The following is a 25,242-nucleotide window of genomic DNA, read 5'->3' as shown; positions in this document are numbered from 1 at the left end:
CACAGTTAGCTAGCAGCTAAACTTTTATTAGAATGGTTGCAAGACTATTAATCATCAACGGTAACGACAATAACAAAAGTCTGAAAACTGTCCTATTTATGTGATGTATATGTAACGAAAATCTACAACCCCGCACACGTTTGCGCCAAAAAGGTGCAAATCGCTTCTGGAACCGCACTCAGCTTCACCCTATGTCAAATTCGTGCCATCATTATTGTCAATTCAGGCATAGACTTAACGAATGCCTAACTCAGGAACGAAGCAATCATTTAATGACCAGGCGATTGAAAGTATTCATAGGGACGGTGGCAGGTTGCGCAATTCTGGTATTGGCGTTGTGGCAAACCCTGCCGCGCTGGCTGCCGGGAGTGTTATCGCATTGGTTGCCGGCGGGGAGCCGGTTGGAATTGCAGGGCAATTTGCACTGGCGTCAGGGCGGCCTGGCGTTGGCGGGGGCGCGTTTCACCGCGCAAGATTGCCTGCTGGCCAACGTCGGGCCGACGCGGCTGGCTTATCACCAGGGCCGCTGGCAGCTGTCGAGCGATAAGGTCAGCGTCGACAGCGCCTGTTTGTCAAAACTGCCGGGCGGCGACGCCAACAGCGCGCCGCTGGCGCTCGATCAGCTGCAGCGGGAGCTGCCGTCGCTGGATCTCACCCTTAATGATCTGACGCTCATTCCCTGGCAGCGCTACGCCGGCAAGCTGCAGCTTTCCTCCGGCCCTGACGGGCAACGCCTGCATTATCAGGGGCCGAATCTCAGCGCCGAGGCGCAGCTGGATGAAAAACAGCAGCTGACGTTGCAAAGTCTGACCATTGTCCCGCCCAACAGCACGCAACCGCTGCACCTCGCCGGCAAGATAACCATTCCGCTGGATTTGGCCAGCCTGCCGACGCAGGGGGCGTTGCAGGGGGAAATGCAGACCGCCTATCTGGAAAAACCGGTGTTGCTGGACATACGCTGGCAGCAGCAGCAGGGCGTGTTGACGGTGAGCGAAAAAGGCGACGATCGCCCGCTGGCGGTGTTGCCGTGGGAAATCGCGCCGCAGCGGCTCAGCATCAAGCAGGGCGAGTGGCGTTGGCCGTACAGCGGGCAGCCGTTGAACGGCGGCCTGAACATCGCGCTGCATGACTGGAGCAAAGGGTGGGATGAAACGGAGATCAGCGCGCGGCTGAACGTGATCACCGCCGGCCACAACGGCAAGGGCAATGCGGTGCTCACCCTCGGGCCGGGCAAGGTAGGGTTGACCGACAGCGATCTGCGCTTCCAGCTGACCGGCCAGGCCAATCTGGCCGATTTCTCCACCACCGCGTCGATTCCGGGCGTGATTGGCGGCAGCATTCTTAATCCGACGCTGGTGCTGCAGCCGGGGTCGCTCCTGCGCCTGTGGGGCAAGGTGACGTCGGAAATGAAGCTGGAGGAGGCGCGTTTACCGCTGGCGGGCGTGAAGGTGACCGCCGCCGGTATCACCGGCCGCCTGCAGGCGATTTTGAGCGCCAGCGACAGTTATTGGGGGCGCTTCAAGCTGCACCTGGACGGCCAGGCGCAGGATTTCTGGCCGGACAAGGGTGACTGGCAGTGGCGCTACTGGGGCAATGGCCGGTTGCCGCCGCTGCAGGCCGCCTGGGACGTTGCCGGCAGTGGCCGCTGGCAGGACAGCGAGCTGGTGCTCGACAAACTCTCCACCGGCTTCGACAAATTGAAATACGGTCTGGTGACGGTCGCCGCGCCGCGCCTGAGCCTCAACCAACCGCTGCGCTGGCGGCGCGATGAACAAAACCCGCAGTTCAACGGCGAGCTGCAGCTGGCGGCGGATAAGGTCAGCTTCAGCGATGGCGGCCATCTGCCGGCGCCGGTGCTGGCGCTGCAGCTGAACGGCCGTTCGCCGGACAGTTTCCAGCTGCAGGGCAAACTGCAGGCGCAGCAGATCGGGCCGATCGCGCTGCGCGGCCGCTGGGACGGTGAACGCCTGCGTGGCGAAGGCTGGTGGCCGAAACAGTCGCTGAAGGTCTTCCAGCCGCTGCTCGCGCCGGATCTCAATCTCACGCTGCGCGAGGGCGAGTTTTATGCGCAGTCGGCGTTTTCCGCCGCCCGCGAGCAGGGCTTCGAAGCCGGCGGCCACTGGGTGGTGAAAAACGGCGGCATGTGGCTGAAGGACGGCGAAATGAGCGGTCTGGATTTCATCCTGTCGTACCGGTTCAAGCAGCATCAGTGGCTGCTGGGTACCAAACAGCCGGTATCGCTGCGCATCAAGTCCTTCACCAACCTGTTCGAGATGCAGAACATTTCCGCCGATCTGCAGGGCACTTATCCCTACAGCGAAAGGCAGCCGCTGACGTTGAGCAACGTCGGCGTGGACATGCTCAACGGGCATATCAGCCTGTCGGCGCTGCGGTTGCCGCAGCATGACGCCGCGGTGCTGAAGCTGGACAAGGTCGATCTCAGCGCGCTGTTCACCGCCCTGAAACCGAAGCAGTTCGCCATGTCCGGCCGCGTCGACGGCGAGCTGCCGCTGTTCCTGAACCACCCGAAATGGCTGGTGCAAAACGGCTGGATCGCCAATGCCGGCACCCTGACGCTGCGGCTGGACAAAGACATGGCCGACGCCATCGGCAGCAACAACCTGGCGACCGGCGCGGCGATCGACTGGCTGCGCTACATGGAAATCAACCGTTCGCACGCCCGGGTCGATCTCGACAACCTGGGCGAGCTGACGTTGAGCGCGCGCATCGACGGCATCAATCCGCAGAAGAGCGCCAAGCGCGAGGTGATCCTGAACTATCGCCATCAGGAAAACGTGTTTCAGCTGTGGCGCAGTTTGCGCTTCGGCGACAATTTACAGGAGTGGCTGGAGCAGGCCCTCTCACAACCTGGGGAACAACAATGAAAATCATGAGTGTGCCGGCGCTGGCAGCGGTGCTGTGCGTTTCGCTGCTGAGCAGCTGCGTGCCGCGCATCGAGGTGGCGACGCCGAAGGATCCGATCACCATCAATATGAACGTCAAGATCGAGCATGAAATTCATATCAAGGTGGATAAGGACGTCGAAAACCTGCTGAAAACCCAAAGCGGTCTGTTCTAGGAGCCGACATGAAAAAACGTTATTTGTGGCTGGCCGGCGCCGCCTGGTTGTTCAGCAGCGTGGCGATGGCGCTGACGCTGGATGAGGCGAAGCAGCAAGGGCGGGTAGGCGAAACCCTGAGCGGCTACATTGCGCCGGTGAAGCAGGACGCGGAAACGCTGGCGCTGGTGAAGCGCATCAACGCCGGCCGCGCCGAGAAGTATCAGGAAGTGGCGGACGGCAACCATATCGCGGTCGACGAAGTGGCGCGCATGGCCGGGCAGAAGCTGGTGACGCGGGCGCAGAGCGGCGAGTATGTACGCGGCATCAACGGCCAGTGGCTGAAGAAATAAAAAAAGCGCGCCGTCTGGCGCGCCAAGAGATACGGATAGATGATTATTATGAGGGTAGTGCGGGTTTGACAGGACTGGAGTCTTGTCCGGCAGGGGCTTAGGCAGCAACCACCTGAGACAGGGCCGCCTTGGCGTCTTCCTGGGCTTTGGTCGCCACTTCCGGGCCGTAGGCGATGCCTTCCGCGAAGACGAACTCCACGTCGGTGATGCCGATGAAGCCCAGGAACAGACGCAGGTAAGGTTCTACCAGGTCGGTTGGGGTGCCTTTATGGATGCCGCCGCGGCTGGTCAGGATCACGGCGCGTTTGTTTTTCACCAGGCCTTCCGGACCGTTTTCGGTGTAGCGGAAGGTAACGCCGGCGCGGGCAACCAGGTCGAAATAGTTTTTCAGCTGGGTCGGGATGTTGAAGTTGTACATCGGTGCGGCAATCACGATGACGTCATTGGCCTGCAGCTCGGCGATCAGCTCGTCCGACAGGGCCAGCGCTTCTTGTTGACGCGGGGTCAACGGAGCATCGGAAGGACGCAGCGCGCCGACCAGCTCACCGTCCAGCACCGGGATTGGCTGCGCGGCCAGATCGCGTACGGTGATGGTGTCGCCGCTGTGGGCGTTGCTCCATTGCTCTACGAAGAAATCGGCCAGTTGGTTAGACTGAGAGTAGGTCGCCAGGATGCTTGATTTCAGAACCAATACTTTGCTCATCGATAATTCCTTACGTTGTGACAGTGACATCAGGACTCAGCGTCCCTTGCATGAAGTACATGCTATTCACATTCCCCCAACAGTGATAGCGCAATATTTCGAGATCTTCGTTCGATTTTATTGAATGACATGGCGACGCTTTACTCGCGGAAGTAGGGGGAGAAAGCCGTTTGTGATAGGCTGTGCGGCTAAAGTAAAAAAATCGCTAAAAAAACACCAAACCGTTGCTAAGCCTGGCCTTGGCGGCGAAGAAACAAGGAACACCGAACGTGAAATCTCCGCTCGAGGCACTGCCGGCCCAACTGGGTGAGCTGATGCTCCGCGATCAACAACGCCTGCGTCGTCGCCTGCAGGGCGCACGAAAAATCAAAAATCCCGATGCCCAGCTGGCGGTTGCCGCCGAAGTAGAAAGCGACATCGCGGCGGCGCGGCAAAAAGTGCAGACGCGCGCCGCGTCTTGCCCGCGCATTACCTATCCGGAAAGCCTGCCGGTCAGCCAAAAAAAGCAGGACATTTTAAACGCCATTCGCGATCACCAGGTGGTGATCGTCGCCGGGGAAACCGGCTCGGGGAAAACCACCCAGCTGCCGAAGATCTGTCTGGAACTGGGGCGCGGGGTGAAAGGGCTGATCGGCCATACCCAGCCGCGCCGCCTGGCGGCGCGCACCGTTGCCAACCGCATCGCCGACGAGCTGGAAACCCCGCTCGGCGGCAGCGTCGGCTACAAGGTGCGCTTCAACGATCAGGTGGGGGAAAATACCCTGGTCAAGCTGATGACCGACGGTATCTTGCTGGCGGAAATTCAGCAGGACCGCCTGCTGATGCAGTACGACACGCTGATCATCGATGAAGCGCACGAGCGCAGCCTCAATATCGACTTTATTCTCGGCTACCTGCGCGAACTGTTGCCGAAGCGCCCGGATCTGAAGGTGATCATCACCTCGGCGACCATCGATCCGCAGCGCTTCTCGCGCCATTTCAACAATGCGCCGATCATCGAGGTTTCCGGCCGCACCTACCCGGTGGAGGTGCGCTACCGCCCGGTGGTCGACGACGGCGACGATACCGATCGCGATCAGCTGCAGGCGATTTTCGATGCGGTGGATGAGCTTGGGCGCGAAGGTCCGGGCGATATTCTGATCTTCATGAGCGGCGAGCGCGAGATCCGCGATACCGCCGACGCCCTGAACCGCCTCAATCTGCCGCACACCGAAGTGCTGCCGCTGTATGCACGCCTGTCGAACAGCGAGCAGAACCGGGTGTTCCAGTCGCACCACGGCCGGCGCATCGTGCTGGCCACCAACGTGGCGGAAACCTCGCTGACGGTGCCGGGCATCAAGTATGTTATCGATCCGGGCACCGCGCGCATCAGCCGCTACAGTTTCCGCACCAAGGTGCAGCGCCTGCCGATCGAACCGGTGTCGCAGGCCTCCGCCAACCAGCGTAAAGGGCGCTGCGGCCGCGTGTCGGAAGGGGTGTGCATCCGTCTGTACTCCGAGCAGGACTTCCTGTCACGGCCGGCGTTTACCGATCCGGAAATTCTGCGCACCAACCTGGCGTCGGTCATTCTGCAGATGACCTCGCTGGGGCTGGGCGACATCGCCGCGTTTCCGTTCGTCGAGGCACCGGACAAGCGTAATATTCAGGATGGCGTGCGCCTGCTGGAAGAACTGGGGGCGATCACCACCGCCGATAACGGCCACTATCAGTTGACGCCGCAGGGCCGCCAGCTGGCGCAGTTGCCGATCGACCCGCGTCTGGCGCGCATGGTGCTGGAGGCGCAGAAGAGCGGCAGCGTGCGCGAGGTGATGATCATCACCGCCGCGCTGTCGATTCAGGATCCGCGTGAGCGCCCGATGGACAAGCAGCAGGCCTCGGATGAAAAACACCGCCGCTTTGCCGACAAGGACTCGGACTTCCTGGCGTTCGTCAACCTGTGGGATTATCTGCAGGAGCAGCAAAAGGCGAATTCTTCCAGCCAGTTCCGCCGGCTGTGCCGCAACGATTTCCTCAACTACCTGCGGGTGCGCGAGTGGCAGGATATCTATACCCAGCTACGCCAGGTGGTGAAAGAGCTGGGGCTGCCGATCAACAGCACGCCTTCCGACTACCGCAGCGTGCACACCGCGTTGCTGACCGGCTTGCTGTCGCACATTGGCCAGAAGGATGCGGACAAGCAGGAATTTACCGGCGCGCGCAACGCCCGCTTCTCGATCTTCCCCGGCTCCGGCCTGTTCAAGAAGCCGCCGAAGTGGACCATGGTGGCCGAACTGGTGGAAACCAGCCGCCTGTGGGGGCGCATCGCCGCGCGCATTGAACCGGAATGGATTGAGCCGCTGGCTCAGCACCTGGTGAAACACAGCTACAGCGAGCCGCACTGGTCGAAATCGCAGGGGGCGGTGATGGCCAGCGAAAAAGTCACGTTGTTCGGTCTGCCGATCGTCGCGGCGCGCCAGGTCAATTACGGCGCCATCGATCCGCTGCTGTGCCGCGAGCTGTTTATCCGCCATGCGCTGGTGGAGGGCGACTGGCAGACGCGCCACGCCTTCTTCCGCGACAACCAAAAGCTCCGCGCCGAGGTGGAAGAGCTGGAGCATAAATCGCGCCGCCGCGACATTCTGGTGGACGACGAAACGCTGTTCGGCTTCTACGATCGCCGCATCCCCAACGACGTGGTTTCCGGCCGTCATTTCGACAGCTGGTGGAAGAGCGCGGCCAAACAGCAGCCGGACCTGCTGAACTTCGAAAAAGAGATGCTGATCAAGGACGGCGCCAACAAGATCAGCGCGCTCGACTACCCGAATTTCTGGCATCAGGGCAACCTCAAGCTGCGGCTGAGCTACCAGTTCGAGCCGGGCACCGACGCCGACGGCGTGACGGTGCACATTCCGTTGCCGATCCTCAACCAGGTGGAGGAGCAGGGCTTCGAATGGCAGATCCCCGGCATCCGCCGCGAGCTGGTGATTGCGCTGATCAAATCGCTGCCGAAGCCGGTGCGCCGCAACTTCGTGCCGGCACCGAACTACGCCGAGGCGTTCCTTGGCCGCGTCACTGCGCTGGAATTGCCGCTGCTGGACGCGCTGGAGCGCGAGCTGCGGCGCATGACCGGCGTGACCGTGTCACGTGATGATTGGCAGTGGGATCAGGTGCCCGATCACCTGAAGATGACCTTCCGCGTGGTGGGCGAGAAAAACCAGACGCTGCGCGAAGGCAAAGACCTGGCCGCGTTGCGCCTGCAGCTGAAAGAGAAGGTGCAGGAGACGCTGTCGGCGGTGGCCGACGACGGGCTGGAGCAGAGCAATCTGCATGTCTGGAGCTTTGGCCAACTGCCGGCGTTTTACGAGCAGAAGCGCGGCGGCTATTCGATGAAGGCTTACCCGGCGCTGGTGGATGAAAAGGACAGCGTGGCGATCCGCCTGTTCGACAGCGAAAGCGAGCAGCAACAGGCGATGTGGCAGGGCACGCGCCGCCTGCTGTTGCTGAATATTCCTTCGCCGATCAAATATCTGCATGAAAAGCTGCCGAACAAGGCCAAGCTGGGGCTCTATTTCAATCCGTACGGCAAGGTGCTGGAGCTGATCGACGACTGCATTTCGTGTGGCATCGATAAGCTGATCGCCGAACACGGCGGCCCGGTCTGGCAAGAGGAAGGCTTTGCCCGCCTGCAGGAACAGATCCGCGCCGAGCTGAACGACACGGTCGTCGAGGTGGCCAAGCAGGTTGAGCAGATCCTGACAGCGGTCTTCAACATCAACAAACGGCTGAAAGGCCGGGTGGACATGTCGTTGGCGCTGGCGCTGTCGGACATCAAGACCCAGCTCGGCGGGTTGGTCTACCGCGGTTTCGTGACCGGCAACGGCTGGAAACGCCTGCCGGACACGCTGCGTTACCTGCAGGCGATCGAGCGTCGGTTGGAAAAACTGGCTATCGATCCGCACCGCGATCGCGCGCAGATGCTGCGGGTGGAACAGGTGCAGCAGGCCTGGCAGCAGTGGCTGAACAAGCTGCCGCCGAAGCGACAGCAGGAGGAAGAGGTGAAAGCGGTGCGTTGGATGATCGAAGAGCTGCGCGTCAGCCTGTTTGCGCAGCAGTTGGGTACGCCTTACCCGATCTCCGACAAGCGCATTTTGCAAACTATCGAGCAGCTTTCGGGCTAAGCTCAGGTGCGCCGGCCGGCAAGCGGCCGGCACACCACAGGCTCAACAGGCCGCACAGCAGCAGCGTGGCGGCCAAATCCTGCCCGCGTGCCGCGATCGTCAACCCCAGGCCGATCAGCAGATAGTACAGCAGCCCGAATAACGCGCCGGCAGTGCCGAGTTGCTGCCGGTAGCGGGTCAGCGCCTGGCTCAGCACATTCGGGATAGCCAACCCGAACGCCAGCATCACCAGCGCGCAGGGAAGCAGCATCCACAGGCTGTGTTGCCACCAGAACAATGCCACGCCGCTGGCCACCGCCAGCAACCCGCCCAGCAGGATCTGACGCTTGGCGCTGACGCCGCGCGCCAGCAGGTGGCGGTTCAACAGCGCTCCCGCCAGGCTGCCCAGCGCCAGCATCACGCCCGAGTAGCCAAACTGCTGGCTGCTCAACCCCAGCCTTTCGAACATGAACGGCGCCAGGCTGAAGTAGCTGAACACCATGATATTGAAGCTGGCGACCAGCAGTGCCGAACACCAGATGTGCCGATCGCGCAACATCGTCGTCAGGGCAATGCCCGGTGCGGCGGCCGTTGCGGTCTGCCGCTGCCGCGTTTCCGGCAATGTGCCGTAGCTCCACAGCAGCAGCGCCAGCGCCCAGGCCGCCTGTGCGATGAAGATCGCCGCGCTGCCGCCCCAGGCGACCAGCGCGCCGCCGGCAAGCATTCCCAGCAGCGGGCTGATGGAAAGCGCGATGCCGACCAACGCGAACATGTGCCCCAGCGCCGGGCCTTGATAGACGTCACGCAGCATGGTTTGCGTGACGATTGAACCGACCGCGGCACCGAAGGCGATCAGTGCACGGGCGGCCAGCAACAGCGTGAAGCTGCCGCTCAGCAGCGCGATGCCGGCGCCGACCAGATAGAGCGCCAGGCCGGCCAGCATCGCCGGACGGCGGCCGAACCGATCGCAGAAGGCTCCCCAAAAGGCGACGCCGAGGGCGAAGGCGAAGAAATAGATGGATAACGTCTGCCCGGCCTGCGCGGCGCTGATGCCGAAATCGCTGCGGATGGCGGTAAGCGCCGGGCTGTACAGCGTTTCCAGGATCTGCGGCGTCATGATGGCGGTGACGAGCAGCGGTAAAGATAAGCGTTGCATGATGCACATTCTCCCTAAAAGTTAATGCGGCCAGTATAGGGAGCGACATTTTGTTCGATTACAATCATTCGGACAAAAAACAACGGATATAGGACAATTTGATGGCGCTGATTCAACAGCATCACCCGTTCGACCCGGATCGGCTGCCGGCGCCGGTGCTCGGCATTGCGGCCGAACTGGCGGAGCACGACTCCGGGCTGCATTGGCATCAGCGCTCGCAGCTGCTGTATGCGCCGCAGGGGTGCATGACGGTCACGTTGGCGCAGCAGTGGCTGATTCTGCCGCCGACGCGCGGCGTCTGGATACCGGGCGGCATTGCGCATCGGGTGCAGCTGCGCGGCCGCGTCGCGTATCGCTCGCTGTATTTCGATCCGGCGCTGACCGCCGCCATGCCGCCACAGGCTGCGGTGCTGGCGGTGAACCCGCTGTTGGCGGCGATCGTCGAGCGCATCGCGCACTGGCCGCTGGACTCTGCGTTGGCGCAGCCCCAGGCGCGCGATTTGCTGGCGGTGCTGATCAATGAGCTGAGCGAGGCGCAGCGCGAGAATACCCAGCTGCGGCTGCCGCAGGATAGGCGTCTTGCCGCCTGGCTGGCCACGTTGCCGGAGAGTGACGAGTTGCCGGGGTTGGCGGCGTTGGCGCAGCGCTTGAATCTGCACGCCAAAACGTTGACGCGGCTGTTTGTGCGGGAAACCGGCCTGAGCTATCAGCAGTGGTGCCAGCAGTGGCGGTTGATGCGCGCGATCGAACTGCTGGCGACGTTGCCGTCGGTCAGCGCGGTGGCGCAGCGGTTGGGGTTTTCCAGCGACAGCGCGTTTATCGCCTTTTTCCGTCAGTTCACCGGCACCACGCCGCGGCGCTATATGCAAGGGGGGTGAAAAAGCACAACGGCGCATAATGCGCCGCTGAGAGAGGATTATTTGCCTGCGGCCAGGGCGTCCAGCGCTTCGCGGATGCCGGGCACTGCCAGGGCGCGGTTATCGGCACGATAGCGATCTTTCGCTGCCGGCGCCGAACTTTGGATGGCGATCAGCTGCCAGCCGTCGGCGGTTTTCAATAGCAGCGGTGAACCGCTGTCGCCGGGCAGGGTATCACATTGGTGCGACAGTACGCCTTGCTGGGCCCAGCCGGTCACCTTGCAGTTTTGGTGGCTGTAAAGGTCATCCAGATGATCTTCCGGGTAACCCGCCTGAGTAATCAGCCGTTTGGCCTGTTTCAGAGCCTGGGTCAGCGCCTTGCTGTCGCCTTGCCACAGCGGCAACGGTGCGATCGGCAACGGCTTTTTGTCTTTCAGCCGGATCAGCGCAAAATCATAGGCGGCGGCGGCGGGCGGCACGATCCAGCCATCACCGTCCGGCTTCAGCTTTTTGCCCAGCTTGCTGTCGACCAGGGTCTCGATATTGCCGGTTTGATACTGCCAGGATTTATTGCCTGCCACGAAGCGCAAAGCGATGGCTTTATCCAGTTGCCCGGGCGGCGCCAGTACGCAGTGGCCGGCGGTCAGCGCCAGGTGCGGGGAGATCAGCGTGGCGGTGCACAGATTGCCGCTGGCGGTTTCGACCTGGCCGATGGCCTGCCACGGCTGGGCGGCGGTATCCGTGACCTTGATTCGTTCATCTTTGCCGAAAAACAGACGCGTTTGCTCGGCCTTGGACGGGCCGTCGGCGCGTGCCGCCTGAGCAGCGATGAGCGGGAGTGAGCACAGCAACAGTAAAACGGATATGCGCATAGATCTCTTGCCTGACAAATACGGATCATCCATAAACACACTGAATGCTAACTATAGACTGATTTAGCAGCCATGTGGATGGGCAATAATTGATTTTTCAATAATTTCCCGCCGGCGACGCGGCAGGCTACAGGTAAAAAAAGACGGCGATCAGTCCACAAAGGATCAGGGCGGTCAGAACGATCTCGAACAGGTAGCGGCGCAGCATCAATGAGAACCCCCTGATGAAAAAACACCCGGCGAACCGGGTGTCGTACACGTCAAGCCTGAAGCGGTGAGGGGACCCTCACGTCATTACGCTTTTTTGTGGCTGGCTTTCTTGTGGTGCTTTTTAGCCGCCTGGGCTTTTTGAGCCGGGGCTTTCTTACCGGCTTTTTTGTGATGCTTTTTGGCCGCCTGAGCTTTCTGAACCGGGGCTTTCTTGCCGTGGTGTTTCACCTGAGCTTTAGCCGGCGCAGCGGTGGCGGTGGTTGCGGTAGCCGCAGGTGCGGTGGTGGCAGCCTCGGCAGCGAAAGCCACGGAAGACAGACCCATTGCAGCGGCAACAACCAGAGCTAATACTTTTTTCATCGCAGAATCCTCAACATGACTTTTGGGTATCAACCCCACTGCGGGGCCGTTGAGATGATAGTAGGCAAACGGCGCCCGGCTTTCCGTGAGTGATTGGTTTCGGCTTGTAACCTAATGTACAGGGCGGCGGCGGCAAGGGGGATGGCTGCTATAATGACCACCAGGCGCGATAAAAGGGATTTAAAATGAACGAGATAACGATTCGCTGTGGCGTGACTGAACAGGGCGAGGTGCCGCTGGCCTATGAGGATTGGGGCGATGAGGCGCACCCGCCGCTGCTGCTCATCATGGGCATCGGCGCGCAGCTTCTGCTGTGGCCTGACGATTTCTGCCGCGCCCTGGTGGAGAAGGGATTTCGGGTGATCCGTTATGACAACCGAGACGTCGGCCTTTCCGGCAAAACGCAGGCGCAACGCACGCAGCCGTTGTGGCTGCTGATGCTGCGCGCCCAGCTCGGTTGGCAAACGCCGGTGCCTTATACCCTGGCGGACATGGCGGCGGACGCGACGCATCTGCTCGATCACTTGCGCATCCCACGGGCTCACGTACTGGGCGCTTCGATGGGGGGGATGATCGCCCAGGTGCTGGCCGCCGACTATCCGCAGCGTGTCGCCTCGTTGTGCATCTTGTTCTCCAGCACCAATCAGCCGCTGTTGCCGCCGCCGGCACCTTCGCTGCTGCGGCTGTTGGTGCGCCGGCCTGCGGCCGATTTGACGCTGCAGCAGCGCCACGAGGGAATGAAAACCTTCATGCGCGCGCTCGGCACCCGGTTTTACCCGCCGGAGGAGGCGGAGCTGGATGCGTTGGTGCATCGGCTGTTGAAGCGGGGCGTAGATCCGGAAGGCATGCAGCGGCAACTTTCCGCGTTGCTCGGCAGCGGCGATCTGCGTCGCTACAGCCGGCGCATTGCCGCGCCGACGCTGGTCATTCACGGCGATCGCGATCGGCTGGTGCGCAAGGCGGGGGGAGTAGCGATCGCCCGCGCGGTCGCCAACGCCAGATTGCATATTATGCCGGGCATGGGGCATGACCTGCCGGCCCCGTTGAGGCCGCAGCTGGCAGCGATGATCGCCCGTCATGCGCTGGGATGAGAGGCCGGAACGCCGGCGTTTTTTTGCTATTTTAGTTACAACATACTGATACAGAGTGGCCATCCGCCACTCTGTAGCCAAGGCGATGTCGGCACAGAACGTGCGTTATGAAGCATTATCCGGTCATACAGGCGGGAAAAGGGCGCGGCAGGGCCGCGCCAGAGGAGATTACAGGTAGCGGTTTTCCAAATGCTGACGGAAGTAGCGTGGGTTGAGCGCTTCGCCGGTCGCGTTGGCGATCAGCGTCTCGGTCGGGAAACGGCTGCCGTGGCGCCAGATGTTATGCTGCAACCAGTGGAACAGCGGCTGCAGGTTGCCGGCGGCGATGTCCTCGCCGAGAGAAGGCAGGGCCTGACGCACGCTGTGGAACAGCTGCGCGGCGTACATCGCGCCGAGCGTGTACGTCGGGAAGTAGCCGAAAGCGCCGTCGGTCCAGTGAATATCCTGCATGCAGCCGTTGCGGTAGTTGCCGATGGTGTCGAGGCCGAGGTAAGCATGCATCTTCTCATTCCACAGCGCCGGAATGTCTTCCACTTCGATATCGCCTTCGATCAGCGCTTTTTCAATTTCGTAGCGCAGGATGACGTGGGCAGGATAGCTCACCTCGTCGGCGTCGACGCGGATCAGGCCCGGTTTAACGCGCTGGTTGAGGCGAATGAAGTTGGCTTCTTCCAGCGGCGGCTGTTCGCCAAACTGCGCGGTCACCAGCGGACGCAAGATTTTCAGGAATTCATTGCCGCGCGCCAGCTGCATTTCGAACAGCAGGCTCTGCGATTCGTGGATAGCGGTGGAACGGGCCAGGGCGACCGGCTGGCCGAGCAGATCGCGCGGCAGGTTCTGCTCGTAGCGGGCGTGGCCGGTTTCATGCACGATGCCGAGCAGCGCGGTCAAAAACTCTTTCTCGTTGTAACGGGTGGTGATGCGCACATCTTCCGGCACGCCGCCGCAGAACGGGTGGGCGCTGACGTCAACGCGGCCGTTGTCGAAGTTGAAACCGAGCAGTTTCATCACGCTGAGGCTCAGTTGGCGCTGGGTGTCCACATTGAACGGGCCCTGCGGCGTCTGGCAAGGCTCATTGGCCTGTTTGGCCACCACGCGCTGCAGCAGATCCGGCAGCCAGGTTTTCAGATCGCCGAAGATGCGGTCGAGATCGCTGCTGCGCATGCCCGGTTCATACAGGTTGAGCAGGGCGTCGTAACGGCTGGTGCCGGCCGCCTGTGCGCGGATCTGCGCCTCTTCCCGACTGAGCTTGACCACCTCGCGCAGGTTCTCGACGAAGCCGTCCCAATCGTTGGCCGGGCGCTGGGCGCGCCAGGCGTGTTCACAGCGCGCGCCGGCGAGCGACTTGGCTTCGACCAGCGACGCCGGCAGCAGCACGGCGTCTTCATATTGGCGGCGCATTTCGCGCAGGTTGGCGCGATCGAGTTCGTCCAGCGTCTCTTGCTGTGCGCGATCCAACAGCTCGCCGGTGCTTTGTGCCGTTAAAATCTGGTGCTGCAGCACGCTCAGCTCGGCCAGCGCTTCGGAGCGCGCCTTGCTGCCGCCCGGCGGCATCATGGTTTGCATGTCCCAGCCGGCGATGGCGGACAGGTGGCCGAAACGCGACAGCCGGCTGAACAGGGCGCGCAGGTGATCGTAAGCAGACGTGTTGGAATGTGCAGATGTCATTATTATTCGGCTCCAATGAGAAGGTCCGGCGGTATTACGCCAGATCGGCTTTTAAACTGAATGTCGGCTTCACCGGCCAGCAGAAACGGAAGCTGGCGCCGCCGAGCGAACTGCCTTCGACGAACACCTGTCCCTGGTAGGCGACGGCGATGGAATGGACGATGGCCAGCCCCAACCCGCAGCCGCCGGTAGCGCGATCGCGGCTGGGGTCGAGACGGACGAAAGGTTCAAACACCCGTTCGCGCTCTTCCGGCGGGATGCCCGGCCCGTCATCCTCGACCTGCAAGCAGGCGAGGTCGCCGTCAAACCACAGGCCCACGCGCAGACGCTGTTCGGAATAGCGCAGCGCGTTGTTGACCAGGTTGTCGAGCACGCGCTCCATCAGGCGCAGATCGACGCCGCCGAAGTCGCCGACGTGCGGGATATCGAGCTGGATGTCGCGTTCCTGATGAATAAGACGGATATCATCGACCTTGTCCTCGAGCCACTTTGGCAGATCGATGGGTTCAATGTTTAACGCAACCTGCGGACGGTCCAGACGGGCATAGGTCAGCAGCTCGTCGATCAGCGACTCCAGCTGGCCGATATCGCGGTTCAGCGCCTGCTGCTCGCTTTCGGACAGGTTATCGCTCATTTCGAGCCGGTAACGCAGGCGCACCAGCGGCGTGCGCAGCTCGTGGGCGATGCCGTCGATCAGCTGTTTCTTGCTGGCGATCAGGGTGTTGACGTTGTCGGCCATCTGGTTGAACGCCACGCCGAGCCGGCTCAGGCTGGAGGTGGGATCGAAGTGGGTACGTTCATCCAGATGCCCGGCGCCGAGCCGCTGGGCGGCGTTTTCCAGCTTGAGCAGGTCTTGCCAGTGCGGCCGCATCCACAGAAACACCGGCAGCGCCAGCGACATGCCGATAAACACCAGCAACACCAGATCCAGCAGGCGCATCTGATGCAGATAGAACAGATAAGGAATGGGGCCGACCACCAACACGTAGTGGCTGCGCGGAATGCGCTGCATAAAGGTGTACTGATCGTCGAGGGCGATGATTTCCCCCAGCCGCAGCCGTTTTTTCAGATCCTCGCTCAGCGCCTGTTTGCCGAGCGGCTCGATATGCAGCTTGAACGACAGGTTGAGATCCAGCGTGGCGATGGTCTTGTTCCAGTCCTTCAGCGGGATTTCGCGCAGCTCGCTGCGCATCAGGTACAGCGAACTTTTCATCAGGTCGTCCATCGACTGGCGGCCGGCGCGCTCGGCGGTCACTTTGTACACCAGGCCGACCAGCATCGCCATCACCAGAAAACAGACGAACAGCAACAGGAAGAACTGGACGAAAAGTTTTCTCATTGTTGCACCGATGCCCAGGCGTTAGGGGCGAACAGATAACCTTTATTGCGCACGGTCTTGATACGGAACGGCTCCAGCGCATTGTCGTACAGCTTGCGGCGCAGGCGGGAGATCGCCACGTCGATGCTGCGGTCCATACCGTCATAGCTCACGCCGCGCAGGTTTTGCAGCAGCGCCTCGCGATCCATGATCTGCCCGGCGTGGGTAGCCAGTTCCCACAGCAAATCGAAATCCGAGGTGGACAGGGTGACGGTTTCTTCGCCCAGCGTGACCTGACGGTTGACCGGATCGATGCACAACAGCCCGAAATGCAGCGCGTTGTGCTGGGTGAGTGGCTGAACCGACTCTTCTTTCGGCTGCTGGCTGTGTTGGCGCAGGTGCAAACGCAGGCGAGCCAGCAACACCGCCGGCGGTGTGGTTTTCAGGATATAGTCGTTGGCGCCCATCTCCAGCGACAGGATATGGTTCATGTCGCTGTCGAGCGAGGTGAGCAGCACGATCGGGCCGGGGAAGGTGGGGCGCAGATCGCGGCACAGCGTCATGCCGTCTTTGCCGGGCAGCATGATGTCCAGCAGCACCAAATCGGGTTGCTCGAGCTCGATGCGCGCTTGCGCGCTGTCGCCGCGCGGCTCGATCAGCACCTCGATGTCGTGTTTGCCCAGATAGGCGGCGATCAGTTTGCCGACTTCAGGATCGTCTTCCACAAAAACAATTTTATGCATATGCCCGTGTTTTAATAAGAAAAGCGGATTTCAGCATAGCGCGGCCCGCGAGGATGCGCCATGCGGATCTTTGCGTCAGCGCAGCGGCCGCCCGCCGTCGACGCCGTGGGTGCGGCCGGTCACGTAGCGGCTCTCCAGCAGGTAGTTCACCAGGTTGACCACTTCGCTCTCGCCCGGCGCGACCTTCATCAGCGACTTCGCCAACGCCTGCTGGCGATAGGCTTCATCGTCGCCCGCATTGAAGATGATCAGCGCCGGCGCGATGGCGTTGACCTTGACCTCCGGCGCCAGCTTGCGGGCAAACGAACGGGTCATATTGTCCAGCGCGGCCTTGCTGGCGGCATAGGCGATGTGTTTGTCGCTGCCTTTTTCCACCACGTAGTCGGTCAGATGGATGATGTCGGCACCGGCCTGGCCCTGGCCGGTCAGGCAGGATTCGAGCAGTTGATTGAGCAAATAGGGCGTATAGACGTGAATCTGCAGCATCGCCGCCATTACCTGCTCCGGCGGCACCTCCGGCGACTCGGCCTGCCAGGCGCTGGCGTTGTGGATCACCGCGCGCAGTTTGGGTGCCACCTGCCGCACCCGGTCGGCGAAAAGGTAGATGCCTTCGTGCGTGGAAAAGTCGCCCTGAATGCAGCAGGCGCCCAAGGTTTTCAACTCGGCCATCGCCGGATATTCGCTGCGATAGGCGATGATGACGGGAACGCCGCGCTCGAGAAACGCTTTGGCGAGCGCCAGCCCGATGCGCCGCGCGCCGCCGGTAATCAGCACCGGGGCAGAGTTGGGGTGTTCCATTGATTAAAGCTCCTGGACAGACTGGCAAACAATAGGGGAATTATGCCATTATACGGCGGAAAGTCGTTAAAGCTTCGCATGATTATCCATTTCTGGATGTAAGATCCCCAATGCATTTCAGGTTGCCGCCCGGCGGCGGCTTGAAAGACCACGGGTTAACACTGGCCATGAGAGGAATGAGGGGATGAACAGCAATCACCTTGCATCCATCGCGCGCAGTGAGAAAATCTGTTTCGACTACATGGATTTTCTGTCCGCATCGTGCAGGAAGCACTGGCGCTTTGTTGATGCTATTTATGGTGTGATGCCGATCTTCGGCATGGTGTTGAAATCGCGCGTGACCACGTCACAAACGCGCAAAGAGCAGTTGAAAGAGCTGGCGCTGCAGGTGGTGTCAACGCAGGTCAGCGATGAAACCAATATCGTGCGCCTGATTGACCTGGCGCAGCAGCAGGGCCTGACGGTGTTTGATATTCAGCTGCCCTATGCGCTGGAGACTCAACAGCTGGCGGCCATTCAGAAAGAGTGCGCGGAAGGCATCGCGATCGCCCTGGTGGGTGAGCGTATGACCGTCACCATTCCCCCTAAAAGCTGACCGGTTGCATCGACCGGCCGCCCGTTCATGGTTAGGCAATTGACTGACCGCGATGGCCTAACCATGAACGTGAAATTCCGCGCCGCGTAGCGGCCTGCCTTTAAAGCCGGGTCCCGGCATTGGGGCCGGAGCGCAGGGTATAAATACTGTCTATATGAATGAGCACCGCGTATTTCGGCGGCTTCATTCCATTTTTTTCTGCAAATGCCAACGCGTTGTCAAACGGCTTGCCCGCCAGGAACAGTTCCGGGGTGCCGACGAAGCGGTAACCGTCCAGCGCCTCGCGGTCGATGACCACGACGGCCATTTTCGATCCCTCCCTGATATTTTGCAGCGTCTGGCCACCGGTATTTTCGTTGTAAATCAGCGTACGGTCATCATAGAGGCGCAGAGAACGTTTGGGGCCGATATCGGGCACGCCGTTCGGGCTGCTGGTTGCCTGTACAGGCAGCTGTTTGGCCAGCATTTTCTTCATGTCGTCATTCAATTCATTCATTGGCAGATTACCCCTCAGGTCGTGGTGTCGTTGTTAATGCACGGTGGCGGAATGGTTTACCGTGAGTGCGCAGACGCTGGTTTCCGGCAGCCGGTGTTCGCGCAGCACCTGCAGCGTCTCTATTCGGAAACGCAGCAGGTGCCGTTCGGCGACCTGCTGCATCTGTTCGCACAGCGAGGTATCGTCCATCACCTGCTCGATGGCGAGCCGGGCCTGATGCACGTGCGGCTCAACGCCGCGCAGGGGCTTTTGCCGCAGGCGCAGATGGGTCATGTTGTTGAACGTGACGATCAGCGCGGCAAGGGCTGACTCGAAAATATTCAGCGCTTCAAATCTGGCGGTATAGTCCGCATTTAACCAGGGTTTCTCGGCGAGGATCGCCTGAGCGACTTCCAGCGCCTGTTGATAGTGCGTCATTGCCAGGCGATCGCGTTGCTGATTGAACGCCGTGTTGCCTTCGGCGATCAGCGCTTCCCAGGCGGCAAACAGGGGGAGTGCGTGCAGCAGTTTTTCAGCCATGAAATGCCTTCCATTTTCAGCCTGTCTTAACAAGACCTCCTGATGTTTGCCATCGGGGGCCTCACCTGTGTCCTGCCGGTGATGCTATAAATGATAATGATAATTAATTGCATTTAAGATCGCAAGCATGGCAATTGACCGATCAACAACGGGGAGAGAGGTAAAAAAGAGGGAAGCGGCGAAACGAAATGCGGCTGCAGGGCAGCCGCATTGGCAGACGATGTTAGTGCAACATAAACCAGCCGGCAGGCAGCGTGGCCACCAGCAGCAAGAAGATGCTGCTCTTTTCCAGGCGATTCAGCAGATTGATATCCCGGTGGCCGCGGCGGGCATACATGAACACCAACAGCCCTGGCGCATACAGCAGCACCGACATCAGCAGGTGCATCAGCCCGGACGCGTACAGCAGCCACAAACCATAGACGCAGGCGCCGGTCGCGGCGGCGGTAAGCCACCTTGAACAGAAACGCGCCGACCAGGAAGTAAGGCACCAGGATCATTTCTGAAGCGATGGTCAACAGCGAGTTGTAGTTGCTGCCGGTCAGCCAGATCAGCACCAGCGCCAGCTGCACTGCAATGTTGGTCAGCCACAGCGAAGAGGACGGGGCGTGATGGCGGTTCTGCTTGCCGAACACGCGCGGAAACGCGCCGTGCTGCGCGGCCAGCAGCGGCACTTCGGCCGCCATGATGGTCCAGCTCAGGTAGGCGCCGCACACGGAAATGATCAGGCCGGCGGCGATGAGCACGTCTCCCCACGGGCCGATCAGTTCCACCATCAGCACCGCCATCGACGGGTTGCGCATTTCGGCCAGTTCGCTGCGCGGCACCACGCCCAGCGACAGCAACGTGACCATCAGATACACCGCCAGCGCCGACAGCACCGCCAGCATGGTGGCGCGGCCCACGTCTTTCTTATTGCGGGCGCGGGCGGAAACCACCACGGCGCCTTCCACGCCGATAAACACCCACAGGGTGATCAGCATGGTGTCCTTGACCTGTTCCCACACCGGCTTGCCGAGGGCGATGCCTTTGAAATCCAGCGTGAACACGTCCATTTTAAAGGCGATCGCCGCCAGAACGGCGAACATCCCCAGCGGCAGCAGCTTGGCCAGGGTGGCCGCCAGATTGATGCTGGCCGCGGTTTGCACGCCGCGCAGCACCAGCGCATGCACGATCCACAGCAGGGCGGATTCAGCGATCAGCGCCTGCCAGGTATTGCCGTCACCGAGAATGACGCTGCCGCCGCGATCGGTGAAGATACTCAGCGCCGCGAACACGATCACCAGATACGAGACGTTGGCGATCACGGCGCACAGCCAGTAACCCCAGGCGGAGCAGAAGCCCACCAGCTCGCCGAACCCTTCCTTGGCGTAGGTGAAGATGCCGCCGTCCAGATCCGGACGCAAACGCGTAAGCAGCAGCATGGCGAAGGCCAAAAACAGAATGCCGACGCCGGTGATCCCCCAGCCCAGCAGCAGCGCGGCGGGGCTGGCGACCTGCGCCATGTTTTGCGGCAGACTGAACACGCCGGCGCCCAGCATCGAGCTGAGCACCAAAGCGGTTAGCGCGGTAAGACCGAGTTTTTTTTCCAATGACGGATCCTGAACGCAGAATAAACAACTGGAAGGGAACTGCTTGGCGGCAACAATGTATTAACAACCACTGCGCGAATAGACAATAGCCCTAAAAATTGGGCAAATTTTACGGAGGGATGATTAGAGATGCAATGATTGAATATGCGGAATTTACAAAAAACTATTCAACGTGCGATGAAAAAAGCGGCAATAAAAACGGGCAGCTCAAGGGCTGCCCGATGGTAAACCGAAAAGCGGGTTTTATTTGAACAGATCGGCGCTGACGGTCAGGTTGCCGCCGCTCTTGTTCTGCCACTGACGGGTGACGTGGTAGTACTTGGCGCCTTTCTCGGCCGCGCGTTTCGCCACTTCGGTGGAGACATCGGTCATGCTGTTGAAGTGGCCGGTGAAGGTGACGGAATCGAACGGCACCATCTGCGCGGCGGTCACGTTGTTAACTTCCTGGATCTTGGTGCCGTTAGGCAGCGTGACGGTATAGCGCTGGCCGGTAGAGGACTGAGTTTCGAAGAAACGGCCCACGTCGCGGCTTGGCGAACCGGAAGACGCGACGCCAGGAATTTCGACTTTCGCGGCAGCGGCGCCACCGGCGGCCAGTGCGGCGCGGCCGGCGTCAGAATCGGCCGGAATGGCATCCGGGCTCTGCACGCGGCGTTTAGGCGCATCGGCCTTATAGATGTAGGCGGTGACGAACTGGTTACCGCCGGAGTTGGCGTCAACCTGGCGCACGATGAAGAAGGATGCAGCGCCTTTTTTCTTCGCTTCTTTGGAGATGGCGTCGTTGATGTCCGGCTGGCTGCGGTAGAAACCGCTGACGCTCACGGTATCGTAAGGCTCCAGCAGATAGGCTTCATCTTTAGGCAGTTCGTTCACGCCGTTAAATACGCGGTATTTTGGTGCTTTGCTCACTTCTGGCGCATCTTTATGATAAAGGTCTGCGGTGACGCGCCAGTTGCCGCCGTTGTTGCTGTTGTTGCTGTCCTGGATATAGAAGGAATCGGCACCCAGTTTGTCTGCACGGCGGGATACGGCGTCGACGGCTTCATTGATGGCATTGAAGCGGCCGGTAATCGTGATGCGATCAAACGGCTTCAGCGCCGCTGCTTTCTCAGGAGTTAACTCCTGCGCCGCATGAGCAGACAGCGCGGTGAGTGATAACAAGGCTGACGCGATGATCGTGGTCTTCAGCTTCATAAAAAATCCTTTCGCCTAGCGCATTAACGTTTATAACGTACTGAACTGTTTAAGTGTAATTCAGCCGTCGATTATTACATGTAATTCTGAAAACTGTCTCAGCATTTTATGTTATCCCGTGCGACAAATCGCCGACGGAGACGCGGGCCGCACGGATGGCGGCATCGCCATAAGTTTCCATAATAACGGCTTTGGTGTCATTAGTGTTAATTATTCACAAAATGATAACTTTTATGCTTTTTCGCCGCGCGTGGCCATAAATCGTTACGCCGGGCGTAAACCTCTTGTCACGCAGAATGCGCTGTTCTGTATGGATTTTTTCACGGTAAATTGCGATTTGTCATATCACGCGCGGCGTTTTTATGTAAAAACAGAGCTGAATGCGTAAGCAATTATGGATCATCGACCTTATTTTCAGTAGGTTATAGTTGGCGTCTGAAATCACTGCGGGCAAGTTAACGCCTCGCTCGCCGTTGGCGTCATGCTATGGGCAGGAAAATAATAAACATCATCCAAGACAGGTGAGAAGGGAACATTATGCGTATTGGTGTACCAAGAGAGCGGTTGGCCAATGAAGCCCGGGTCGCAGCCACGCCGAAAACGGTGGAACAACTGCTGAAGCTGGGTTTTACCGTCGCGATTGAACGCGGGGCGGGCAAACTGGCCAGTTTTGAGGACGTCGCCTACGAAGCCGCCGGTGCGGCGCTGGTCGACGAAAACGAAGTGTGGCAGTCGGATCTGATCCTGAAAGTCAACGCGCCGCAAGACGACGAAATCGCCTTGATGCGCGAAGGCAGCACGCTGGTCAGCTTTATCTGGCCGGCGCAAAACCCCGAATTGATGGCCAAGCTGGCGGCGCGCAACGTCACCGCGCTGGCGATGGACTCGGTGCCGCGCATCTCGCGCGCCCAGTCGATGGATGCGCTGAGCTCGATGGCCAACATCGCCGGCTACCGCGCGATCGTCGAAGCGGCGCATGAATTTGGCCGCTTCTTCACCGGCCAGATCACCGCCGCCGGCAAAGTGCCGCCGGCCAAGGTGATGATCATCGGCGCCGGCGTGGCCGGCCTGGCGGCGATCGGCGCCGCGGGCAGCCTCGGCGCCATCGTGCGCGCCTTCGACACCCGCCCGGAAGTGAAAGAGCAGGTGCAGAGCATGGGCGCGGAATTCCTCGAGCTGGATTTTGAAGAGGAAGCGGGCAGCGGCGACGGCTACGCCAAAGTGATGTCCGAAGCCTTTATCAAGGCCGAGATGGCGCTGTTCGCCGCGCAGGCGGCAGAGGTCGATATCATCGTCACTACCGCGCTGATCCCGGGTAAACCGGCGCCTAAGCTGATCACCAAAGAGATGGTGGCGTCGATGAAACCGGGCAGCGTGATCGTCGATCTGGCGGCGCAAACCGGCGGCAACTGCGAACTGACGGTGGCCGACACCATTACCGTGACCGACAACGGCGTGAAAATCATCGGCTATACCGACCTGCCGAGCCGCCTGCCGACGCAATCTTCGCAGCTTTACGGCACCAACCTGGTCAACCTGCTGAAGCTGCTGTCGAAAGAGAAAAACGGTGAGATCGACATCGATTTCGACGATACGGTGATCCGCGGCGTTACCGTGGTGCGCAGCGGTGAAGTCACCTGGCCGGCGCCGCCGATCCAGGTTTCCGCCCAGCCGAAAGCGGCACCCGCCGCCGCACCGGTGGCCAAACCCGAAGCCAAACCGACCTCGCCGTGGCTGAAGTACGGCCTGATTGCCCTGGCGATCCTGCTGTTCGGCTGGCTGGCGGATGCGGCGCCGAAAGAGTTCCTGTCGCACTTTACCGTGTTCGCGCTGGCCTGCGTGGTCGGTTACTACGTGGTCTGGAACGTCAGCCATGCGCTGCATACCCCGTTGATGTCGGTCACCAACGCGATCTCAGGGATTATCGTGGTCGGTGCGCTGTTGCAGATCGGCCATGGTGGCTGGGTGAGTTTCCTCTCCTTTGTCGCCGTGCTGATCGCCAGCATCAATATTTTCGGTGGGTTCACCGTCACTCAGCGCATGCTGAAGATGTTTCGCAAGAACTAAGGGGTAACAAATGTCTGGAGGATTGGTTACAGCTGCATACATTGTTGCCGCTATTTTGTTTATTTTCAGCCTGGCGGGCCTGTCGCGCCATGAAACGTCGAAGCAGGGCAACCTGTTCGGCGTCGCCGGTATGGCGATCGCGCTGATCGCCACCATTCTGGGGCCGGATTCCGGCAACGTCGGCTGGATCATCATCGCCATGATCATCGGCGGCTCGATCGGCGTCTATCTGGCCAAAAAGGTCGAGATGACCGAAATGCCGGAGCTGGTGGCGGTGCTGCATAGCTTCGTTGGCCTGGCAGCGGTGCTGGTCGGTTTTAACAGCTACCTGGATCACGGTGCGCCGATGGAGCCGGTGATGGCGAACATCCATCTGACCGAAGTGTTCCTCGGCATCTTTATCGGCGCGGTAACCTTCACCGGTTCGATTGTCGCCTTCGGCAAGCTGCGCGGCATCATCTCTTCCAAACCGCTGATGCTGCCGAACCGCCACAAGCTGAATCTGGCGGCGTTGGTGATCTCGTTCCTGCTGTTGGTGGCGTTCGTGCGTACCGACAGCGTGGGCTGGCAGGTGGTGACGCTGCTGTTGATGACGGCGATCGCACTGGCGTTCGGCTGGCATCTGGTGGCCTCGATCGGCGGCGCCGACATGCCGGTGGTGGTGTCGATGCTCAACTCCTATTCGGGGTGGGCGGCGGCCGCGGCGGGCTTCATGCTGAGCAACGATCTGCTGATCGTCACCGGCGCGTTGGTGGGCTCTTCGGGGGCGATCCTGTCTTACATTATGTGTAAGGCAATGAACCGCTCGTTTATCAGCGTGATCGCCGGCGGTTTCGGCAGTGACGGTTCGTCTACCGGCGATGCCGAAGAGATGGGCGAATACCGTGAAACCACGGCGGAAGAGGTGGCCGAGCAGCTGAAGAACTCCACCTCGGTGATCATCACGCCGGGTTACGGCATGGCGGTGGCGCAGGCGCAATATCCGGTGGCGGAAATCACCGAGAAACTGCGGGCGCGCGGCGTTAAGGTGCGCTTCGGCATTCACCCGGTCGCGGGGCGTTTGCCGGGCCACATGAACGTGCTGCTGGCGGAGGCGAAGGTGCCGTACGACGTGGTGCTGGAGATGGATGAAATCAACGAAGATTTCCCGGATACCGACACCGTGCTGGTGATTGGCGCCAACGACACGGTGAATCCGGCGGCGCTGGAAGACCCGCGCAGCCCGATCGCCGGCATGCCGGTATTGGAAGTGTGGAAAGCGCAGAACGTGATCGCGTTTAAACGCTCGATGAACACCGGCTACGCCGGCGTGCAGAACCCGCTGTTCTTCAAGGAGAACACCCAGATGCTGTTCGGCGACGCCAAAGACAGCGTGGAAGCGATTCTGCGGGCATTGCAGAAGTAGTTGAGCAACCAAAAAAATGGGCCGCTTATTAGCGGCCCGTTTTTTATGCGT

Annotated in this window: 21 protein-coding genes and 1 pseudogene; 10 read left to right on the top strand and 12 right to left on the bottom strand. The window is 60.6% G+C overall.

What is annotated here, in order from left to right:
• The first annotated feature begins 272 nt into the window (after positions 1-272).
• The 3 genes from ACJ8HT_RS06910 to ACJ8HT_RS06900 are packed head-to-tail and all read left to right on the top strand — an operon-like array spanning position 273 to position 3,411.
• On the top strand, positions 273-2,885 hold the full coding sequence (locus tag ACJ8HT_RS06910; protein ID WP_197652911.1) for a YdbH family protein: 2,613 nt from the start codon (positions 273-275) through the stop codon (positions 2,883-2,885).
• The gene (locus tag ACJ8HT_RS06905) at positions 2,882-3,079 is read left to right on the top strand and encodes a YnbE family lipoprotein (RefSeq protein WP_197652910.1); all 198 of its coding nucleotides are present in this window, start codon (positions 2,882-2,884) and stop codon (positions 3,077-3,079) included. The genes ACJ8HT_RS06910 and ACJ8HT_RS06905 overlap by 4 nt, the downstream gene beginning before the upstream one ends.
• A gap of 8 nt (positions 3,080-3,087) precedes the next feature.
• The gene (locus ACJ8HT_RS06900) at positions 3,088-3,411 is read left to right on the top strand and encodes a YdbL family protein (protein ID WP_126179477.1); all 324 of its coding nucleotides are present in this window, start codon (positions 3,088-3,090) and stop codon (positions 3,409-3,411) included.
• Positions 3,412-3,508: 97 nt separating this feature from the next.
• Here the strand turns inward: ACJ8HT_RS06900 and azoR are convergent, their stop codons facing one another.
• Positions 3,509-4,114, bottom strand: coding sequence for an FMN-dependent NADH-azoreductase (gene azoR / locus ACJ8HT_RS06895; RefSeq protein ID WP_019452650.1), 606 nt, complete (start codon positions 4,112-4,114; stop codon positions 3,509-3,511).
• A gap of 269 nt (positions 4,115-4,383) precedes the next feature.
• On the opposite strand from azoR, the gene hrpA reads away from it, so the two are divergent.
• Complete coding sequence (gene hrpA, locus ACJ8HT_RS06890) at positions 4,384-8,271, top strand: ATP-dependent RNA helicase HrpA (RefSeq protein WP_197652909.1); 3,888 nt, start codon at positions 4,384-4,386, stop codon at positions 8,269-8,271.
• On the opposite strand, the gene ACJ8HT_RS06885 is transcribed toward hrpA, so the two are convergent.
• A complete protein-coding gene (locus ACJ8HT_RS06885) occupies positions 8,249-9,406 on the bottom strand; it encodes an MFS transporter (RefSeq protein WP_197652908.1) in 1,158 nt (385 codons plus the stop codon). The two genes, hrpA and ACJ8HT_RS06885, sit on opposite strands and share 23 nt — an antisense overlap.
• Positions 9,407-9,507: 101 nt before the next feature.
• On the opposite strand from ACJ8HT_RS06885, the gene ACJ8HT_RS06880 reads away from it, so the two are divergent.
• On the top strand, positions 9,508-10,284 hold the full coding sequence (locus ACJ8HT_RS06880) for an AraC family transcriptional regulator (protein ID WP_060418628.1): 777 nt from the start codon (positions 9,508-9,510) through the stop codon (positions 10,282-10,284).
• A gap of 38 nt (positions 10,285-10,322) precedes the next feature.
• On the opposite strand, the gene ACJ8HT_RS06875 is transcribed toward ACJ8HT_RS06880, so the two are convergent.
• Together ACJ8HT_RS06875 and asr are read right to left on the bottom strand one after the other, a co-directional pair.
• Entirely contained in the window at positions 10,323-11,135 is an 813-nt protein-coding gene (locus ACJ8HT_RS06875) for a trypsin-like serine peptidase (protein WP_197652907.1), read from the bottom strand.
• A 294-nt stretch (positions 11,136-11,429) separates the two neighbouring features.
• Positions 11,430-11,705, bottom strand: coding sequence for an acid resistance repetitive basic protein Asr (gene asr / locus ACJ8HT_RS06870; RefSeq protein ID WP_025302975.1), 276 nt, complete (start codon positions 11,703-11,705; stop codon positions 11,430-11,432).
• A 185-nt stretch (positions 11,706-11,890) separates the two neighbouring features.
• Here asr and ACJ8HT_RS06865 point away from each other — a divergent pair, with 185 nt between their 5' ends.
• Positions 11,891-12,796 carry an alpha/beta fold hydrolase gene (locus ACJ8HT_RS06865; RefSeq protein WP_194572265.1) on the top strand — a complete coding sequence of 302 codons (906 nt, stop codon included), beginning with the start codon at positions 11,891-11,893 and terminating at the stop codon, positions 12,794-12,796.
• A gap of 168 nt (positions 12,797-12,964) precedes the next feature.
• Here the strand turns inward: ACJ8HT_RS06865 and ACJ8HT_RS06860 are convergent, their stop codons facing one another.
• The 4 genes from ACJ8HT_RS06860 to folM form a co-directional block, all read right to left on the bottom strand.
• On the bottom strand, positions 12,965-14,464 hold the full coding sequence (locus ACJ8HT_RS06860; RefSeq protein WP_197652906.1) for a carboxypeptidase M32: 1,500 nt from the start codon (positions 14,462-14,464) through the stop codon (positions 12,965-12,967).
• 34 nt (positions 14,465-14,498) lie between these two features.
• A complete protein-coding gene (gene rstB, locus ACJ8HT_RS06855; protein WP_049198288.1) occupies positions 14,499-15,803 on the bottom strand; it encodes a two-component system sensor histidine kinase RstB in 1,305 nt (434 codons plus the stop codon).
• Positions 15,800-16,525, bottom strand: coding sequence for a two-component system response regulator RstA (rstA, locus tag ACJ8HT_RS06850; RefSeq protein WP_197652905.1), 726 nt, complete (start codon positions 16,523-16,525; stop codon positions 15,800-15,802). Before rstA ends, rstB begins: the two co-directional genes overlap by 4 nt.
• A gap of 75 nt (positions 16,526-16,600) precedes the next feature.
• Complete coding sequence (gene folM, locus ACJ8HT_RS06845; RefSeq protein WP_060418637.1) at positions 16,601-17,323, bottom strand: dihydromonapterin reductase; 723 nt, start codon at positions 17,321-17,323, stop codon at positions 16,601-16,603.
• A gap of 184 nt (positions 17,324-17,507) precedes the next feature.
• Between folM and ACJ8HT_RS06840 the strand changes: the two genes are divergently transcribed.
• Positions 17,508-17,918 carry a hypothetical protein gene (locus ACJ8HT_RS06840; protein WP_038880297.1) on the top strand — a complete coding sequence of 137 codons (411 nt, stop codon included), beginning with the start codon at positions 17,508-17,510 and terminating at the stop codon, positions 17,916-17,918.
• A 100-nt stretch (positions 17,919-18,018) separates the two neighbouring features.
• Here ACJ8HT_RS06840 and ACJ8HT_RS06835 read toward each other — a convergent pair whose 3' ends face one another.
• The 4 genes and pseudogenes from ACJ8HT_RS06835 to ydgH all read right to left on the bottom strand — a co-directional run bounded on the left by ACJ8HT_RS06835 (position 18,019) and on the right by ydgH (position 21,719).
• The gene (locus ACJ8HT_RS06835; protein WP_197652904.1) at positions 18,019-18,414 is read right to left on the bottom strand and encodes a pyridoxamine 5'-phosphate oxidase family protein; all 396 of its coding nucleotides are present in this window, start codon (positions 18,412-18,414) and stop codon (positions 18,019-18,021) included.
• Positions 18,415-18,447: 33 nt separating this feature from the next.
• Positions 18,448-18,933, bottom strand: a complete 486-nt coding sequence (locus ACJ8HT_RS06830; protein ID WP_197652903.1) for a hypothetical protein — start codon at positions 18,931-18,933, stop codon at positions 18,448-18,450.
• Positions 18,934-19,156: 223 nt separating this feature from the next.
• Positions 19,157-20,525, bottom strand: a pseudogene (locus ACJ8HT_RS06825) (amino acid permease).
• Between the two features lie 243 nt (positions 20,526-20,768).
• Positions 20,769-21,719, bottom strand: coding sequence for a DUF1471 family protein YdgH (ydgH, locus tag ACJ8HT_RS06820; RefSeq protein ID WP_197652902.1), 951 nt, complete (start codon positions 21,717-21,719; stop codon positions 20,769-20,771).
• Positions 21,720-21,837: 118 nt separating this feature from the next.
• Here ydgH and ACJ8HT_RS06815 point away from each other — a divergent pair, with 118 nt between their 5' ends.
• The 3 genes from ACJ8HT_RS06815 (at position 21,838) to pntB (ending at position 25,191) form a co-directional block, all read left to right on the top strand.
• Entirely contained in the window at positions 21,838-22,107 is a 270-nt protein-coding gene (locus tag ACJ8HT_RS06815) for a hypothetical protein (protein WP_194572271.1), read from the top strand.
• Between the two features lie 149 nt (positions 22,108-22,256).
• Positions 22,257-23,786, top strand: a complete 1,530-nt coding sequence (pntA, locus tag ACJ8HT_RS06810; RefSeq protein ID WP_197652901.1) for a Re/Si-specific NAD(P)(+) transhydrogenase subunit alpha — start codon at positions 22,257-22,259, stop codon at positions 23,784-23,786.
• Positions 23,787-23,796: 10 nt separating this feature from the next.
• Positions 23,797-25,191, top strand: coding sequence for a Re/Si-specific NAD(P)(+) transhydrogenase subunit beta (gene pntB / locus ACJ8HT_RS06805; RefSeq protein ID WP_049198296.1), 1,395 nt, complete (start codon positions 23,797-23,799; stop codon positions 25,189-25,191).
• The last annotated feature ends 51 nt before the right edge of the window (positions 25,192-25,242 follow it).

Source organism: Serratia sp. CY44782 (assembly GCF_052168715.1).
In the GTDB taxonomy this organism is placed as follows: domain Bacteria; phylum Pseudomonadota; class Gammaproteobacteria; order Enterobacterales; family Enterobacteriaceae; genus Serratia; species Serratia nevei.
The sequence above is the reverse complement of the archived record's forward strand: the minus strand, read 5'-3'. Positions and strand labels throughout refer to the sequence as shown.